The sequence below is a fragment of the Aquaspirillum sp. LM1 genome (assembly GCF_002002905.1).
Lineage (GTDB): Bacteria > Pseudomonadota > Gammaproteobacteria > Burkholderiales > Aquaspirillaceae > Rivihabitans.
The window spans coordinates 2,071,782-2,086,419 of sequence record NZ_CP019509.1 but is presented as its reverse complement, the minus strand read 5'-3'; the positions used below and the strand labels follow the sequence as shown (position 1 = coordinate 2,086,419).

The 14,638-nt window shown below is 61.7% G+C and carries 18 protein-coding genes and 1 pseudogene; 10 read left to right on the top strand and 9 right to left on the bottom strand.

Annotated features, from left to right (window positions below):
• Positions 1 to 52 precede the first annotated feature (52 nt).
• From pmbA to BXU06_RS08920, 3 genes are all read left to right on the top strand, one after another.
• Positions 53 to 1,399, top strand: coding sequence for a metalloprotease PmbA (gene pmbA / locus BXU06_RS08930; RefSeq protein WP_077298784.1), 1,347 nt, complete (start codon positions 53 to 55; stop codon positions 1,397 to 1,399).
• Entirely contained in the window at positions 1,396 to 2,034 is a 639-nt protein-coding gene (locus BXU06_RS08925) for a DNA-3-methyladenine glycosylase (RefSeq protein ID WP_077298782.1), read from the top strand. The genes pmbA and BXU06_RS08925 overlap by 4 nt, the downstream gene beginning before the upstream one ends.
• Positions 2,035 to 2,229: 195 nt before the next feature.
• The gene (locus BXU06_RS08920; RefSeq protein ID WP_077302778.1) at positions 2,230 to 2,733 is read left to right on the top strand and encodes a disulfide bond formation protein B; all 504 of its coding nucleotides are present in this window, start codon (positions 2,230 to 2,232) and stop codon (positions 2,731 to 2,733) included.
• Between the two features lie 221 nt (positions 2,734 to 2,954).
• Here the strand turns inward: BXU06_RS08920 and BXU06_RS08915 are convergent, their stop codons facing one another.
• Positions 2,955 to 3,335 carry a 5-carboxymethyl-2-hydroxymuconate Delta-isomerase gene (locus BXU06_RS08915; protein ID WP_077298780.1) on the bottom strand — a complete coding sequence of 127 codons (381 nt, stop codon included), beginning with the start codon at positions 3,333 to 3,335 and terminating at the stop codon, positions 2,955 to 2,957.
• Positions 3,336 to 3,545: 210 nt separating this feature from the next.
• Here BXU06_RS08915 and BXU06_RS08910 point away from each other — a divergent pair, with 210 nt between their 5' ends.
• Both BXU06_RS08910 and BXU06_RS08905 read left to right on the top strand, forming a co-directional pair.
• The gene (locus BXU06_RS08910; protein ID WP_077298778.1) at positions 3,546 to 3,965 is read left to right on the top strand and encodes a hypothetical protein; all 420 of its coding nucleotides are present in this window, start codon (positions 3,546 to 3,548) and stop codon (positions 3,963 to 3,965) included.
• A complete protein-coding gene (locus tag BXU06_RS08905; protein WP_077298776.1) occupies positions 3,962 to 4,951 on the top strand; it encodes a CapA family protein in 990 nt (329 codons plus the stop codon). The genes BXU06_RS08910 and BXU06_RS08905 overlap by 4 nt, the downstream gene beginning before the upstream one ends.
• A gap of 64 nt (positions 4,952 to 5,015) precedes the next feature.
• Here BXU06_RS08905 and BXU06_RS18620 read toward each other — a convergent pair whose 3' ends face one another.
• Positions 5,016 to 5,168, bottom strand: coding sequence for a hypothetical protein (locus BXU06_RS18620; RefSeq protein WP_374754329.1), 153 nt, complete (start codon positions 5,166 to 5,168; stop codon positions 5,016 to 5,018).
• A 132-nt stretch (positions 5,169 to 5,300) separates the two neighbouring features.
• Here BXU06_RS18620 and BXU06_RS18615 point away from each other — a divergent pair.
• Positions 5,301 to 5,345: pseudogene (locus BXU06_RS18615) on the top strand (hypothetical protein); the annotation flags it as partial.
• A 41-nt stretch (positions 5,346 to 5,386) separates the two neighbouring features.
• Complete coding sequence (locus BXU06_RS18610) at positions 5,387 to 5,596, top strand: transposase (RefSeq protein ID WP_216352452.1); 210 nt, start codon at positions 5,387 to 5,389, stop codon at positions 5,594 to 5,596.
• A gap of 13 nt (positions 5,597 to 5,609) precedes the next feature.
• On the opposite strand, the gene BXU06_RS08890 is transcribed toward BXU06_RS18610, so the two are convergent.
• Positions 5,610 to 5,750, bottom strand: coding sequence for a DUF2249 domain-containing protein (locus BXU06_RS08890; protein WP_253189430.1), 141 nt, complete (start codon positions 5,748 to 5,750; stop codon positions 5,610 to 5,612).
• Here BXU06_RS08890 and BXU06_RS08885 point away from each other — a divergent pair.
• Positions 5,749 to 6,282, top strand: coding sequence for a flavodoxin family protein (locus BXU06_RS08885; protein WP_253189429.1), 534 nt, complete (start codon positions 5,749 to 5,751; stop codon positions 6,280 to 6,282). The two genes, BXU06_RS08890 and BXU06_RS08885, sit on opposite strands and share 2 nt — an antisense overlap.
• Positions 6,283 to 6,316: 34 nt before the next feature.
• On the opposite strand, the gene BXU06_RS08880 is transcribed toward BXU06_RS08885, so the two are convergent.
• From BXU06_RS08880 to BXU06_RS08865, 4 genes are all read right to left on the bottom strand, one after another.
• Positions 6,317 to 7,228: a LysR family transcriptional regulator gene (locus BXU06_RS08880; RefSeq protein ID WP_150125164.1), complete on the bottom strand. Its 912-nt coding sequence runs from the start codon at positions 7,226 to 7,228 to the stop codon at positions 6,317 to 6,319.
• A gap of 112 nt (positions 7,229 to 7,340) precedes the next feature.
• The gene (locus tag BXU06_RS08875) at positions 7,341 to 8,135 is read right to left on the bottom strand and encodes an ABC transporter ATP-binding protein (RefSeq protein WP_077298772.1); all 795 of its coding nucleotides are present in this window, start codon (positions 8,133 to 8,135) and stop codon (positions 7,341 to 7,343) included.
• A complete protein-coding gene (locus BXU06_RS08870) occupies positions 8,132 to 9,034 on the bottom strand; it encodes an ABC transporter permease (protein WP_077298770.1) in 903 nt (300 codons plus the stop codon). Before BXU06_RS08870 ends, BXU06_RS08875 begins: the two co-directional genes overlap by 4 nt.
• Positions 9,035 to 9,159: 125 nt before the next feature.
• Complete coding sequence (locus BXU06_RS08865) at positions 9,160 to 10,137, bottom strand: ABC transporter substrate-binding protein (protein ID WP_077298768.1); 978 nt, start codon at positions 10,135 to 10,137, stop codon at positions 9,160 to 9,162.
• Between the two features lie 724 nt (positions 10,138 to 10,861).
• On the opposite strand from BXU06_RS08865, the gene BXU06_RS08860 reads away from it, so the two are divergent.
• Entirely contained in the window at positions 10,862 to 11,065 is a 204-nt protein-coding gene (locus BXU06_RS08860) for a hypothetical protein (RefSeq protein ID WP_077298766.1), read from the top strand.
• Between the two features lie 8 nt (positions 11,066 to 11,073).
• Here BXU06_RS08860 and BXU06_RS08855 read toward each other — a convergent pair whose 3' ends face one another.
• Positions 11,074 to 12,300, bottom strand: coding sequence for an IS4 family transposase (locus BXU06_RS08855; protein WP_171982090.1), 1,227 nt, complete (start codon positions 12,298 to 12,300; stop codon positions 11,074 to 11,076).
• A gap of 197 nt (positions 12,301 to 12,497) precedes the next feature.
• On the opposite strand from BXU06_RS08855, the gene BXU06_RS08850 reads away from it, so the two are divergent.
• Positions 12,498 to 13,673, top strand: a complete 1,176-nt coding sequence (locus BXU06_RS08850) for a calcium-binding protein (RefSeq protein ID WP_077298764.1) — start codon at positions 12,498 to 12,500, stop codon at positions 13,671 to 13,673.
• Here the strand turns inward: BXU06_RS08850 and BXU06_RS08845 are convergent.
• The gene (locus BXU06_RS08845; RefSeq protein WP_077298762.1) at positions 13,633 to 14,616 is read right to left on the bottom strand and encodes an IS481 family transposase; all 984 of its coding nucleotides are present in this window, start codon (positions 14,614 to 14,616) and stop codon (positions 13,633 to 13,635) included. The two genes, BXU06_RS08850 and BXU06_RS08845, sit on opposite strands and share 41 nt — an antisense overlap.
• Positions 14,617 to 14,638 lie beyond the last annotated feature (22 nt).

Here is a 14,638-nt window from a genome sequence, read left to right as displayed (position 1 = left end):
CGGTAAATCCGGCACGCTTGCGGGCATTTGCCAACCCATTGCGACTGTGATCATGACCGAATCCGCCAGCTCCCTGAACTATAGTCAAGCCCAGCTTGCCGACCTTGCCACGCAAGTGCTGGATCTGGCCCGCCGCCACGGTGCCACTGCCGCCGAGGCCGAAGTGTCTGAAGGCATTGGCCAGGCCGTCAGCGTGCGGCTGGGTGAAGTGGAAACCATCGAATACACCGGCGACAAGGGCGTGGGGGTGACGGTTTACCTGGGCCAGAGCAAAGGCCACGCCAGCAGTTCGGATTTTTCATCCGCCGCGCTGGAAGACACCGTCAAGGCCGCGCTGAACATTGCCCGCTTCACCGCTGCCGACCCGTTTGCCGGCCTGGCTGACCCGGCCCGGCTGGCCACCGAATTTCCTGACCTGTCGCTGTGTCACCGCTGGGATTTGCCGGTAGAAGACGCCATTGCCCTGGCCTGCGCCACCGAAGCCGCCGGCCAGGCCGTGGACAACCGGGTGAACAACTCGGAAGGTGCCAGCGTCAATACCCAGGTCAGCCAGTTTGTCTACGCCAACAGCCACGGCTTTTGCCACGGCCATCAGGGCAGCCGCCACAGCCTGTCGGCCACGCTGATTGCCGAACAGAACGGCGACATGCAGCGCGACTACTGGTACAGCAGCGCCCGCCATCCCGAAGACCTGCTTGATGCCGCTACCGTGGGCCGGATTGCCGGCGAGCGCGCCGTGCGCCGGCTGGGCGCGCGCCGGGTGAAAACCGGCCAGTACCCGGTGCTGTTTGAAGCGCCGCTGGCCGCCGGGCTGATTGGCCATTTTGTGTCTGCCGTCAGCGGCGGCGCGCTGTACCGCAAAATGAGCTTTCTGGTGGATTCGCTGGGCCAGCAGGTGTTTGCTCCGCGGGTCAGCATCGACGAAGACCCGTTCATCCCACGCGGCATTGCCTCTGGCGCGTTTGACAACGAAGGCGTGGCCACCTGCGCACGCAGCGTGGTGGCGCAAGGCGTGGTCAATGGCTACTTCTTGTCGTCCTACTCGGCACGCAAGCTGGGCATGACCACCACCGGCCACGCCGGCGGCTGCCACAATCTGCACGTCCACGCCACCGGCCCCGACTTTGCCGGCCTGCTGCAACAGCTGGGCACCGGCCTGGTGGTCACCGAGCTGCTGGGCCACGGGGTGAACACCGTCACTGGCGATTACTCACGCGGCGCAGCGGGCTTCTGGGTGGAAAACGGCGTGCTGGCTTACCCCGTGGAAGAAATCACCATCGCCGGCAACCTCAAGGACATGTTCCGCGACATCGTCGCCATTGGCAGCGACCAGCTGGTGCGCGGTGCCACCCGTTGCGGTTCCATCCTGCTGTCGCGCATGACGGTTGCCGGCGAATGAGCCCCACCCATCAGGCAGCCAGGCCGGCCTACTGGGGCGATGCCTGTGCCGCACTGAGCGAGGCCGACCCGGTGCTGGCCGAGCTGATTGGCCGCTACCCTGACGCACACCTGCATTCACGCGGGGAGCCGTTTGTCACCCTGGTGCGGGCGATTGTCGGCCAGCAAATTTCCACCCGCGCCGCCGATGCCGTATGGGGCCGGCTGCAGGCTGCCGTGCCGGCGCTCAGTCCGCAGGCGCTGCTGGCCGTGCCGGAGGTGGCGCTACGCGACGCCGGGCTGTCCGGGCGCAAGGTGGAATACACCCGCGACCTGGCCCGTCACTTTGCCGATGGCTTGCTCGACCCTGACAGCTTTGCCCGGATGGACGATCAGGCGCTGATTGATGCACTGGTGGCGGTGCGCGGCATTGGCCGCTGGAGCGCCGAGATGTTCCTGATTTTCAACCAGCTGCGCGCTGATGTCTGGCCGGTGGACGATATTGGCTTGCAGCGGGCGGTGGGCCGGCACTATCTGCACGGCATCAGCCCCACGCCCAAGGCGCTGCGCCAGTTTGGCCAGCGCTTTGCGCCATGGCGCACCGTTGCCACCTGGTATCTGTGGCGCAGCCTGGACCCGGAGACGGTGCTGTATTGACGGGGTCAGGCTGGCAGAATGCGCCAGGCCTCGGGGAACCTGCTGGCGTTTGGCCACTCGGATGAAGCTTGCGCCGATCCGGGGCCACTAAGCCGGTGAATTGCGTAGAATCCCCTAAAACTGCCGCAGCGCCACACTGCCTTGCAGATTTTTATTCAGCCTAATTCTGTGGTTGCCAAGGAATTTTTTATCGTGATGCATTACCGCCTGCCCTCGCAACGCCGTGTTTATCTGTTTCTGGCGCTGGCCTGCGCCGCCGCGATGGCATTTGCCCTTTATGCCCAGCATGGCCTGGGGCTGGAGCCTTGTCCGCTGTGCATTTTTCAGCGGGTGGCGGTCATCGCCCTGGGCCTGATTGCCTTGCTGGCCGCCTGGCATGACCCCCATTACCGCAAGTCGCAGGCGGTCTGGGCCGGTCTCAGCCTGCTGGCGGCGCTGGCCGGTGCCGGCGTGGCCGGCTGGCAGGTCAAGCTGCAGCTGTTCACCCCGGCGGACAAGATTCCCGCCTGCGGGCCAGGGCTGGACTACATGCTGGAAACCATGCCGCTGGCCGACATGCTGGCCAAAGTGTTTCGCGGCAGCGGCGAATGCGCCGAAATCAACTGGCGCTTGCTGGGGCTGCCCATGCCAGTGTGGACGCTGCTCGGGTTTCTGGCATTTGCCGGCCTGGCGCTGTGGCTGCTGCGGCGACGTGGCTGAGCCTTGCCTTGTTGGGAAATCAGGCGGTTGATTTTGCTGGGTGTTGCTGATTGCAACAATGATTTTTCTGAATAAACCAGAATAAACCAGAATAAACCAGCGTGCCCTGTTAAGGATACGCTGAAAAAATGGTCATTCCCGCGCAGGCGGGAATCCAGGTTTTTGATTTTGCTGGGTTTTGTTTTTGGCAAAACGGTTTTTCTGAATCCATCAGCGCATCCCTAATTCCCCATGGGCTCGCCGCCCAGCATGCTTTCCTTGGCGTAACAGCTGGCGTCCAGTTCATACAGTTCCACCGAGAGCTGCACATGCAGCTGAGGCAAGACCGGCAGTGCCTGACGCAGCACATGCAGCAGGCCTTGCGACACATCGGATTTTTGCTGAGGGGTGCGCCCTGGCATCAGCGCCAGGCGGGCATGCATAAAGCCACGTCCGCTGTCGGCCAGGCCAACCTGAAACACCGGACAGGCCAGGGCGCGGCTTTTGATGTCGATTTCCTGAAACAGCCCAACCGCATCCAGCATCTGATTGGCGTGGTTCAGGGTGGTCTGCGGATCAAAACCGACCAGATTGGCAGAATATTCAATCACAAGATGGGGCATGGCGGGCTCACCAAAAAAGGGTCAACGGTGCTGTATTCTAGGCCAGGGATTGGCCTGATGGGGAGATTGCGCCATTGCCTGCCAAGTCTTCACCCGCTCGCCCTGACCGATGGCAGGTTTCCGTCTGTGCCGGGACGGAGCAAGCCCTCTGCCGCCCCAGGCAGTGATACTGGTATGATGCCTGCCTGAGTGTTTTCTACGGTGCCTGTCATGCTCCGCCTGCTTGTTCGTCCGGCCTTGTGCGCCGGGCTTGTTGTGCCGCTGCTGCTGTGCGCCAGCCTGCCTGTCCACGCGGCGGTGCCGGCGGTGGACTGTCATTACAGCTATGGTGGCGAAACCCATACCCTGCGCGCCCGGCCCAGTGTGTCGCCCTATGGGGTGGACAGCGTGGCGGTGGGCTCGTATTTCCGCTTTCGCGTGGTGCTGCAAACCCGCCCGGCGGATCTGGCCAGCGTGCAGGTGTACACCTACGCTGACCGCGACGAAGACGGCGTGGTGTTGATTCACCAGGCCAGCTACCCTTTCCCGCCCGCCGCCCAGCCGGCCCGAGGCTACGGCTTTACCGGCCAGCACCGCGTTTACGAGCCGGTGCGCGATGGTGAGCTGCTTTACTGGTGTGAACGCCGATGACCCGATTGCTCCATGGCCTGTTGCTGGCCGCTTTTGGCCTGTCTGTTGCGCTGGCCCAGGCCGATGCCGGCCAGGTGCGCCTCTTGATGGTGGGCGATATCATGCTCGATGACGGCCCCGGCCAGGTGATCGCCTCGGGCCGCGACCCATTTGCCCCGTTTGCCAGCCTGCTGGCCGATGGCGATTACACCATTGGCAACCTGGAATGCCCGGTGGCCACCACCGGCAAGGCGCTGGACAGCAAGATTTACACCTTCCGCGCCCACCCCAGGGTGTTGCCGGTGCTCAAGCGCCATATCGATGCGGTGGCGCTGGCCAACAATCACTCGGGCGACTACGGCAAAGCGGCGTTTGCCGAAACCCTGGCGCTGCTGAAACAGCAGCAACTGCCGTACTTTGGCGGCGGGGCCAATCTGCGTGAGGCGCACGCGCCGCTGTGGCTGGAAAAATCCGGTCTGCGCGTGGCGCTGCTCAGCTACAACGAATTCAAGCCGCGCTCATTCGAGGCCGGGGCCAGCCAGCCCGGCATTGCCTGGAGCGAAGACGCCCAGGTGGTGGCCGACATCCGCGCTGCGCGCGCTGCCGGGGCCGATGTGGTGATTCCATTCATGCACTGGGGCTGGGAGCGGGAAACCACGCCCAGCGCGCGCCAGCGCCAACTGGCACGCACGCTGATTGACGCCGGTGCCGATGCCGTGGTCGGCGGCCATCCGCATGTCACCCAGGGGGCAGAAACCTATCGGGGCAAGCCGATTATTTATAGTCTGGGTAATTTTGTATTTGACGGCTTTGAGCGCCCAGCCGAAAAACGCGGCTGGCTGCTGCGCCTGACCCTGAACAAGCGCGGGGTACACACTTGGGATACCGTGGCTGCCGATATGGACGCCGAGGGCATTCCACACCCGGTGGCAGTGGCCACCCCATGCGGCAAGGCGGGCGACGCCACGGTGGGCAGCTGCCAGCGCTGGCCGGTGCCAGCGCACTGACACGCCCCGCCGGGCCATCCGTCACACGGCAGCGAAACCCCTTGCCCGCTGCCGTCCGCGACACTCAGCCACCCGAGCACCCGCACCCATGCCCGCCGCCGCCACAACGGCTGGCAGGTGCGGCATCCGGAATGCGCACGGCAAAATCAATCACCACCTGTCCGGCGTCGCGCTGCTGGTAGTGCGCCTGAATCTGCTCGCCGTAGCACTGCTGGATTTGTGCCAGCAGCGGCAGCGGATCGTGGTCGTTGACCCGGTGCGCGGCAAGCCCCGCCGTTCAGGGCGGGGATAGCGCGGACGGCGTAGCCGTCCTTGCCGTCGATGGGGGTGGGCTGTATAAAATACCAGTATGCAACGCCTTCAAGCCTACAAATACGAATTGCGGCCAGACGGCCAGCAAGAGCGGCAAATGCGCCGCTTCGCTGCTGCGGCCATGTGTCGGCGGACAATCGCCAGACGCAGGCCCGGTTCGAGTGTGTGCTGTGTGGTTTCGAGGAAAACGCCGATGTGGTCGGCGCGATCAATGTGCCAAGGGCGGGACACGCCCGGCTAGCCTGTGAAGTGAGCGGTGCGGTCATGCCGCCAGCAGCAGGAACCCAGCGAAGCGACTCAGGGGCGGTTCAATGCCGCGCCCGAGCGCCGTAGGAATCTCCGGCCTTCAGGCCGGGGAGGATGTCAAAAAGCGTATGGTTTCACCGTGGTTCAACGCTTCCAGCGCGCCAAAAATCGCTGCATGACGGAAGCGCTTGGCCACCCCTCGGGCATCAAACACATAGGTTTCACTGGACTGCATGGACATGACACACCCTCCTGAAGAAATGAACCCGGACTGTGCCATGCCCCCCGCCGCGCCGGCCTTGAGCGCGGATAAGAAAATCCTGCTGATTGTGTATGCCAGCCAGACCGGACGCACCGCCCGGCTGGCGCAAGCGGTGGCCGACGGTGCGCGCGCCCAGCAGGAAATCGGCGTGCAGGTGCACTGCTGCCAGGCCCCTGATGCCACGCTGGACACCCTGCTGGCCGCCCACGCGCTGGTACTGGCCACCCCGGAAAACTTTGGCTATATGGCGGGCCTGCTCAAAGACTTTCTTGACCGGACCTATACCCCGGCGCAAGGCCGCTGCCAGGGGCTGCCCTACGCCATCGTGGTCAGCGCCGGCAACGACGGGCGTGGCGCGATGGCCGCGATTGAGCGGATTGCCATCGGCTATGGCTGGCGCAGCATCAGCCCGGCCTTGCGGGTAGTGGGCGAGCCCGACGCAGCGGCACTGGCTCAGGCCAGCGAACTCGGCGCAGCGCTGGCCAGCGGTCTGGCGTGCGGGGTATTCTGACCGGGGCCTGTGGTGCCCAGAGGCCATGCCCCAGCTATGGCTGGAGTCTGGCGGTGTCGGCCAGGTGGGCAAACAGCCGCGCCGCTGCGGGTGGCAGCGGGCTGTCGGTGCGGCGACACAAATACAGCTGATGTTCGGCCCAGGCCTCGTCCAGCCGCACCGCCACCAGCCCCAGTGCTTCCAGATACGGCAGCGACGCCGCCCTGGGCATGATGCCCACCCCCATGCCGGCGGCAATCATCGCGCACACGGCGTCAAAACTGCCCACCTGCACCTGCAGTGGCAAGCCGCGCCCGCGCTCGGCAGCGGCGCGCAGCAGGCGGCCATGCAGGCTACTGCCCGGTTTCAGGCCCACCATCGGATGGTCGAGCACCTGGGCAAAGCGCACGCCCCCGTCTCGCGCCAGCACATGCCCGGCGGGGGCCAGCAGCGCCAGTTCGTCACGCCAGCACGGCAGCATGTCCACCCCCTCATACGCCGCCAGATCGCTCAATACCCCGACATCGGCCACTTCTTCCGCCACCGCCTGCGCCACCCGGCTGGACACATGTTCTTCCAGTTCTACCCGGATGCCCGGCCAGGCCTGGGCAAACTGGGCCAGCACCGCCGGCAGGTACTCAACAATGGCAGAAATATTGGCAAACAGGCGCACATGCCCACTCAGCCCCTCGCCGTAGCTGCGCACCTCGCGCTCCATGCGTCGCGCTTCTTCCAGCAGGCCACGCGAGCGGTGCAACAAGGCCTGGCCTGCCGCGCTTGGGCGCACGCCCCGGTTATGCCGCGCCAGCAAGGGCGTGCCCAGTGCGGCCTCCAGATCAGACAGCCGTTTGCTGACCGCCGACGGGGCCAGCCGGCAACGCTCGGCTGCGCGGGCAATGCTGCCGCTTTCGGCAGCAGCGACAAACACTTCCAGATCGCGCCAGTCAAAACCAATTCGGGTGTGCATCGGGATGCGCCAAGTTGAACAGGTGGAAGATATACAGGGGGGGCCAGAAAAGCACACCAGGAGGTGACCATCCCCCCGCCTGGGCGGGGATGGTCATGTGCGTCGTCTTGTCTCAGCCCAGCAGCAAGGCGTCGTCGGTGATGGTTTCCCCTCGGGTACGCTCAAACATGGCCAGCAGGTCGGGCACATCCATGCGCGCGCGCTCTTCGCCGCTGACATCCAGCACCACCCGGCCCTGATGCAGCATCACGGTGCGGTCGCCGTGGTCCAGCGCCTGGCGCATCGAGTGGGTGACCATCAGTGTGGTCAACTTGCCATCGGCCACCACCTGGTCGGTGAGCTCCAGCACAAAGGCAGCGGTTTTGGGGTCGAGCGCGGCGGTGTGTTCGTCCAGCAGCAGCATGCGCGAGGGCTTGAGCGAGGCCATCAGCAGGCTGACTGCCTGGCGCTGCCCGCCAGACAACAAACCAATGCGGTCGGTCAGGCGGTTTTCCAGGCCCAGCTTGAGGATGGACAGCTTGTCGCGAAACAGCTCGCGCAACTCGGCTTTCACCGCGCGGCCCAGCCCGCGCTTTTCGCCGCGCTGCCAGGCCAGCGCCAGGTTTTCTTCGATGGTCAGCGCCTCGCAGGTGCCGGCCATCGGATCCTGAAACACCCGCGCCACCAGCCCGGCGCGCTGCCAGGCGTTTTGCCGGGTGACGTCCTGGCCGTCCAGGTGCAGGCTGCCGCTGTCCACCAGCAAGTCGCCGCTGATGGCGTTCAGGAAGGTGGACTTACCGGCACCGTTACTGCCGATCACGGTGACAAACTGGCCGGTTTCGATGTGCAGGTCCAGCCCGCGCAGCACGCGGTTTTCAATCGGCGTACCGGGGTTGAATGTCTTGATCAGACCTTTGGCGTGCATCATGCCGGGTTCCCCTTTACGGTTTTGCGCAGTTTGGCTTTCAGCGTGGGCAATACCAGCGCCAGCCCAACCAGCAAGGCAGTCACCAGGTTCAGGTCCTGCGCCTGCAGGCCAATGAAATCCGCCCCCAGCGCCAGGGCAATGAACAGCCGGTACAAAATGGCCCCCAGCACGGTGGCCAGGGTAATCACCCACAGCGAGCGCGACGGAATCAGCGTTTCGCCGATGATCACTGCCGCCAGACCAATCACGATGGTGCCCACGCCCATGGAAATGTCCGCCCCACCCTGGGTTTGCACATACAGCGCGCCGCCCAGTGCAATCAGCGCATTGGACAAGGCCATGCCGGACAGGATGGCGCGGTCGGTGGAAATCCCCTGCGCGCGCGCCATGCGCGGGTTGGCCCCGGTAGCGCGCATGGCCAGGCCGGATTGTGAGGCAAAGTAGGCGTCCAGCAGCAGCTTGGCCGCCACCACAATGGCCGCCAGTACGCCCGGCTGCACCCACATGGCGCGCTCGGAGGCTTCGCCGATCAGCGGGCTGAATACCGTGGGCGAGCCAATCAATGCCACATTGGGCGCGCCCATCACCCGCAGATTGATCGAATACAGCGCAATCATCACCAGAATGCTGGCCAGCAATTGCAGGATATTCAGCCGCACATTCAGCCAGGCGGTCACCCAGCCGGCACCGGCACCGGCCAGCATGGCGGCGGCGCAGGCCAGCCACGGCGACTGGCCCCCGGCGATCAGGATGGCCGCCACCGCGCCGCCCAGCGGAAAGCTGCCGTCGGCGGTGAGGTCAGGAAAATTGAGGATACGGAACGAAATCAGCACGCCCAGCGCCACCAGGGCAAAGATCAGGCCAATTTCCAGCGCTCCCATCAGGGAGATGAGTGACATGGTTACCTCGACAAAAACGAACACCGCGCCCGGTAGGGCGCGGCAGACTGCCGACCGTGGGCGTCGGGTAGGACACCAGGCCGGCAAGGCTTGGAACGCAAACGGCAGGCCGTTGGATCAAGCGCTTATTTTACCGTGTCTTTGGCTTCTTTGAGCAAGGCCGGCGACAGCGGTGCGCCTTGTTTTTGCGCGGCGGTCGGGTTGACGGTCAGCGAGGTCTTGTCGCCCAGTTGCGGGGCGATGTCACCCGGCTTTTCGCCCTTGAGGATGCGCACCACGATCTTGCCGGTTTGCCGGCCCATGTCGTAGTAGTTCATGCCCAGCGCGGCAATGGCACCGCGCTTGACCGAATCGGTGTCGGCGGCAATCAGCGGAATTTTGGCGTCAGAGGCCACGCGCACCAGCGATTCGTAGGTGGACACCACGTTATTGTCGGTGGAGGTGTAAATGGCATCGACCTTGCCCACCAGGCTCTTGGCTGCCGGAGCCACGTCCACGGTACGCGGCGCGGCGGCTTCCACCAGGGTCATGTTGCGCTTGGCCAGTTCGGCCTTCAGTTCGCGGGCCACGGTCACCGAGTTCACTTCACCCGGGCTGTACACCATGCCGATGCGCTTGGCACCCGGCTTGACCTTTTCGATCAGGTCGATTTGCGGCGGCAGCGACAGCATGTCGGACACGCCGGTGACATTGGTGCCGCTGGCTTTCCAGCTGCCCACCAGCTTGGCGGCCACCGGGTCGGTCACGGCGGCAAACACCACCGGCACGGTTTTGGTGGCGGCCACGGCAGCCTGGGCGCTAGGCGTGGCAATGGCGACGATCACATCAACATTGTCGCCAATGAATTTGCGGGCAATCTGGCCGGCAGTGGCGGCATTGCCTTGTGCGCTCTGGAACTGGTACTTGATCTGCTTGCCAGGTTCAAAACCATTGGCTTTCAGTTCGTCTTCCACCCCTTTGCGGGCGGCATCCAGGGCCGGGTGTTCGACAATGGCGGTGACAGCCACCGACTTCATGTCGGCAGCCAGGCTCAACGGGGCCAGGGCGGCCAGCACGCTGGCGGTCAGACAGTTCAGGACAATACGGCGGGAGATCAGCGTCATGGTGCTTCCTTGCGGTGAGCGTGTGCTCTTGTGTGAAGGTTGACAGGAAGACGACGGCCAGGCGCGGCCCAGGCAGAACGGCGCGGCTGTCGCATCACAGGGCAATCTTATTGCAAATTCATGAATGCAACTACAAAAAACTATAAACATAATTTCACTGATATGACAAAATGAGCAATAAAAATAAACTTTATGCGTAAAATTCAATTATTTTTTATATTTAAGCAAGGGTTTAGGACATATCATGCTGATTTTTTGCCTGTCTTTTGGGGTAGGTTTTGCTTAAAAACCGGGGGCTCGCCACCACTTGGCGGCACACAAGCAGGGCGTCTGTCTACTGTGTGTGGTGTGCTGCCTGGCCTGCTTCTGTGGTTTTTGTGCAACGCAAGGTCGGCCATCAGTCGGGGCCTGCGCCAGCCGGCACGGCCACAATGATCATTGTATTAACATGCGGTAGCGTTCAAGCTCATGATCCCATTGAGGTTTTCAAGCGGGTTTTGTCGACAGCCCCAGTGGCGGGGAGCGTCCGCTTCCCGTCAAAGTTAACCCTATTCCCATATGCGTAAAGCCTATGTTTATATAAAAAACACTCACAAAAAATCGGCAAAATTCATAATTACCGGCTGGTAACGCATGGAAAACAATCTCAAGCTTGAAAACATCCGATGCCCATGGGTAAAGTGAAATCGCGGGCTAACCGCAGATAACACAAAAGGACAAAATCATGGCAAGCATCAGCAGCACTACCAACTACACATTGTCACCAAGCGATGATGTCCTGTACCTGACCGGGACAGGCAATATCAACGGCATGGGCAATTACAATTCCAATGTTGTGTATGGCAATGCCGGCAACAATATCATCACTGGTCTGCAAGGTGCTGACACCCTGTATGGCCACTGCCGCGAAAATAGCCACATCGCATGACCCTACCGTCATTTATAAGCCCGGTGACGGCGTGGTTTCTTCCGGTTCGGCTTACGTGGCGGCGCTGGCTTGCCAGGCCGTCGTTTGCTGATCTGCCCAGCAATTCCAGCAAACAAGGCCGGCCCAATCCTGTCGATTGATGCCGGGTCTTCCAGCAACTGCGGCAGATACAAACGCACCAGATGTGTGGCATGAGTCAGGTTTGGCACCAGCGTGGCCGCATCCAGCTCCTGTTCCGCCAACACATCCTGCGCGGCAATGATGGTCAGATTGTGCAACAGGATTGAGGCGTGGAACTCCTGACGAATCGCCTGTGGCGTCTCTCCGCCAAACTGCTCCAGTTGCAAGCGACATTTGAGATGCCGGAACGCCTCTTCGATGCGCCAGCGTTGCTGATACAGCGCTGCAAAGTCTACTGCGGGCCAGCGTGACGCATCCAGCAGCGACGTGGCCAGAATTTCAATCTGGCCTGTTTTGAGCGGAACACGCACCAGGCGCACCGAGAATGCATCCATCGGCAGCTGGTGCTGGACAAAATCCTGGCGCTGCCCGTGGCCAGGCTGCATCCTGATGACAGCACAAGCCTGACCAGACGCCACAAAAGCCTGAACCTGTGGCGAAAAACTCTGTGGCAGACGAATGCAGAAATGTTGCTGGCGCGCCAGCAACAAGGCAAACAGCCAATAAGCCGGATACCCGCGATCCAACACCAACAAATCGTCAGGGCGCAGATGCTCAAACTGTTCGGCCAACATGCTGCGTTCGTCACGGGTGTCGGCAGCCAGACTGGCGTGCAGAATCAGACCTGAACTGGTTTCACACAAGGCGCTGGCGCGGGCAAGACTGTAGATGCCGCCCTGCGAGTGGTAGCAGTTGAATCCATCTGGGCCGCTGCTGATGGTGTCAGGGTGTGTGGTGGGCAGATAAAGCGTGGTGCCATCGCAGGCAACCACACGCAAGCCGTGCCAATCTGGTGCGGGATGGAGGTCTGCCAGAACCGCCTGGTTAAGTTCGACAAAGGCTTGCCAACGCAACTTCTTGCGCGCCATGCGGAAAGCATCGTCATGAGCGCGACGGCCCAAGGGCAAGGAAATCCGGGAGAAGAACTGATCAAGCTCGACTTGCAGCGAGCGCATCAGATTGACGAGCAAGACGCCGACGACACGCTCGAAGGTGAAAACGGCGCGGCGGGTAAAGTCGCGAGCAGCCTGGCGATGTCGGGCAATGAAGTCCACGGACGTGATGAGGGTGTGAATTTTATGGATTGAACTGGAGTATTGAGAGGGGCGGTTTTTTTGTCATTTTTACATACTGATCAATTGGTTGTGCGCGCTATTCTACCGTAAGGGAAGGTTGCACGGTGTATGATTTTTAGCTAATTTCGCGGCAGTGCCTGTATGGCGGGGCTGGCAATGACACGATTTATGCCAATATGGTCAGCAGCCTGAGCACCACCTGGCAGGATATGCTGTATGGCGGCACCGGGGACGATGCGCTGTATGCAGATGGCTTTGACCATCTGTATGGCGAGGATGGCAACGACACCCTGTCCGACGGCAATACCACCAGCAACCAATTGTACGGTGGTCTTGGCAATGACGCGTATTACCTGGGCAATGTCTCCAGCACGGTGGTAGAGCAAGCCGGCCAAGGGGTGGATACCGTGTACAGCGCAGTGTCGGTTGCCCTGGACAACTCGCTGGCTGGCGCGCCGCTGATCAGCGGTGAAGTGGAAAACCTCACGCTGACCAATGGCCCGGTCAACCTGCAAGCCGGCGGTAATACGCTGAATAATCTGATTATCGGGAATATCAGCGCCAATACCCTGTGGGGCAGCATTGGGAGCGACACCCTGCAAGGCGGAGGCGGTGACGATGTGCTGTATGGCAATGCCGCCAATGTGCTGGCCGATGCCACCCAGGATTGGCTGTATGGTGGCGATGGCAATGACACCCTGTACGCCGATGGCAACGACAAGCTGCTTGGCGGTGCAGGCGCCGACACCTACATCATCCGCGCCGGGCTGGCCAACAGCATTATTGAGGATGTCGCCCCCTCGACTGCTCTGGACACGGTCAAGAGCGACATTTCGTTTTCGCTGGGCCTGAGCGTGCCGCTGGCTGGCATGCCGACCACGCAAGTGGCATCTGGCGCAGTGGAGCGGCTGGAACTGCAAGGCTCGGCACATTTGATTGGCCTGGGCAGCAATGGCGTGAACAATACCCTGCTGGGCAATAGCGGCAACAATGTGCTGATGGGTGGGACAGGCATCGACACGCTGTACGCTGGTGCTGGCGACGACACCTTGTACGGCAATGTGGTGAATGGCACCACCAATACCGAAGTGGATGTGCTGTATGCCGAAGCCGGCAACGATACCTTGTATGGCGACGGCAACGACATTCTGTACGGCGGCGTGGGCAACGACATTTACTACATCAATGGCGTCAACAACCATGTGCAGGAAATGCCCGGCGAAGGTATCGACACCGTACGCAGCTATGTGTCGTTCGGCGCAGGTGGCTCGCCCGACCTGCAGAACTCCAATGGCAGCCCGGACATTGAAGTTATCTGTCAAGTCCCGCCTGGTTATAAATGCGCTTCTTGAACAATTCAGGTTTTTTCTTCTGCCATTCTTTCAGCGCCTGAATGGGCGAAAGATGGTTGAGCGCACGCTGCGGAATCTGCTGGTTGTAAGTGTTCACATAGCGCTTAAGCGTTGTCTCCAACTCAGCCGCTGAAGCAAATCGGGTCTGGTTCACCACCTCACTGATTCGGCCATTGAAGCGCTCAACCATCCCGTTTGTCTGCGGGTGGCGCGGCGGGCACAGGCGGTGCTCAATATTCAGCGTCATGCAACGGACATCAAAGGCGTGGCGTCCGGTTGGCTCACGCTTTTTGCTGGTGAAGCGGTCGGTGAACTGACTGCCGTTGTCAGTGAGCAATTTGACGATCTTCATCGGTGCCGCGCGTTCCAGCCGGTTTAAAAAGTCCACGCTGCTTTGCTCACTTTGGTCGGCATAGATATGCATGAACACCCAGCGTGTGGCGCGGTCGATGGCTACAAACAGGTAACGTCGCTCTTTCTCGTCAGGCATCCGCGGCAAGTACTTGATATCCATGTGCAGGAAGCCAGGTTCGTAATCCTTGAAGGTTTTGACCTGTGGCTCAACCTGGCCGGCATCAGCCAGCGCCTGGGCTTGCAGTTGACGCAAATTGGCCACGCCATGGCGGCGCAGACAGCGATCCAGCCCAGAGCGAGAGACGTCTGGATTGATGAATTCGCGCACCACAGCGACCAGGTCATCCAATCCCAGTAGCGTCAGGCTTCGCAAGGCCACGGCAATCGCCTCTTGTGCCGGAGTCAGCGTGGTGCAGAGCTTGTGCGGGCGATGGGATAAATCCTCCGGGCTGTCGCGCTGTTTCCACTTGCGTGCGGTTGCCACGCTGATGTTGTAGCGTTTTGCCAACTCAAGCAACGATGCGGCTGAATTCTTGATCTCCGCTCGCGTACGAGGGGTGGTTCGAGCCTGGGCGTGGACTTCACTCATGTTGATTGCTCTGCTTTCAAGG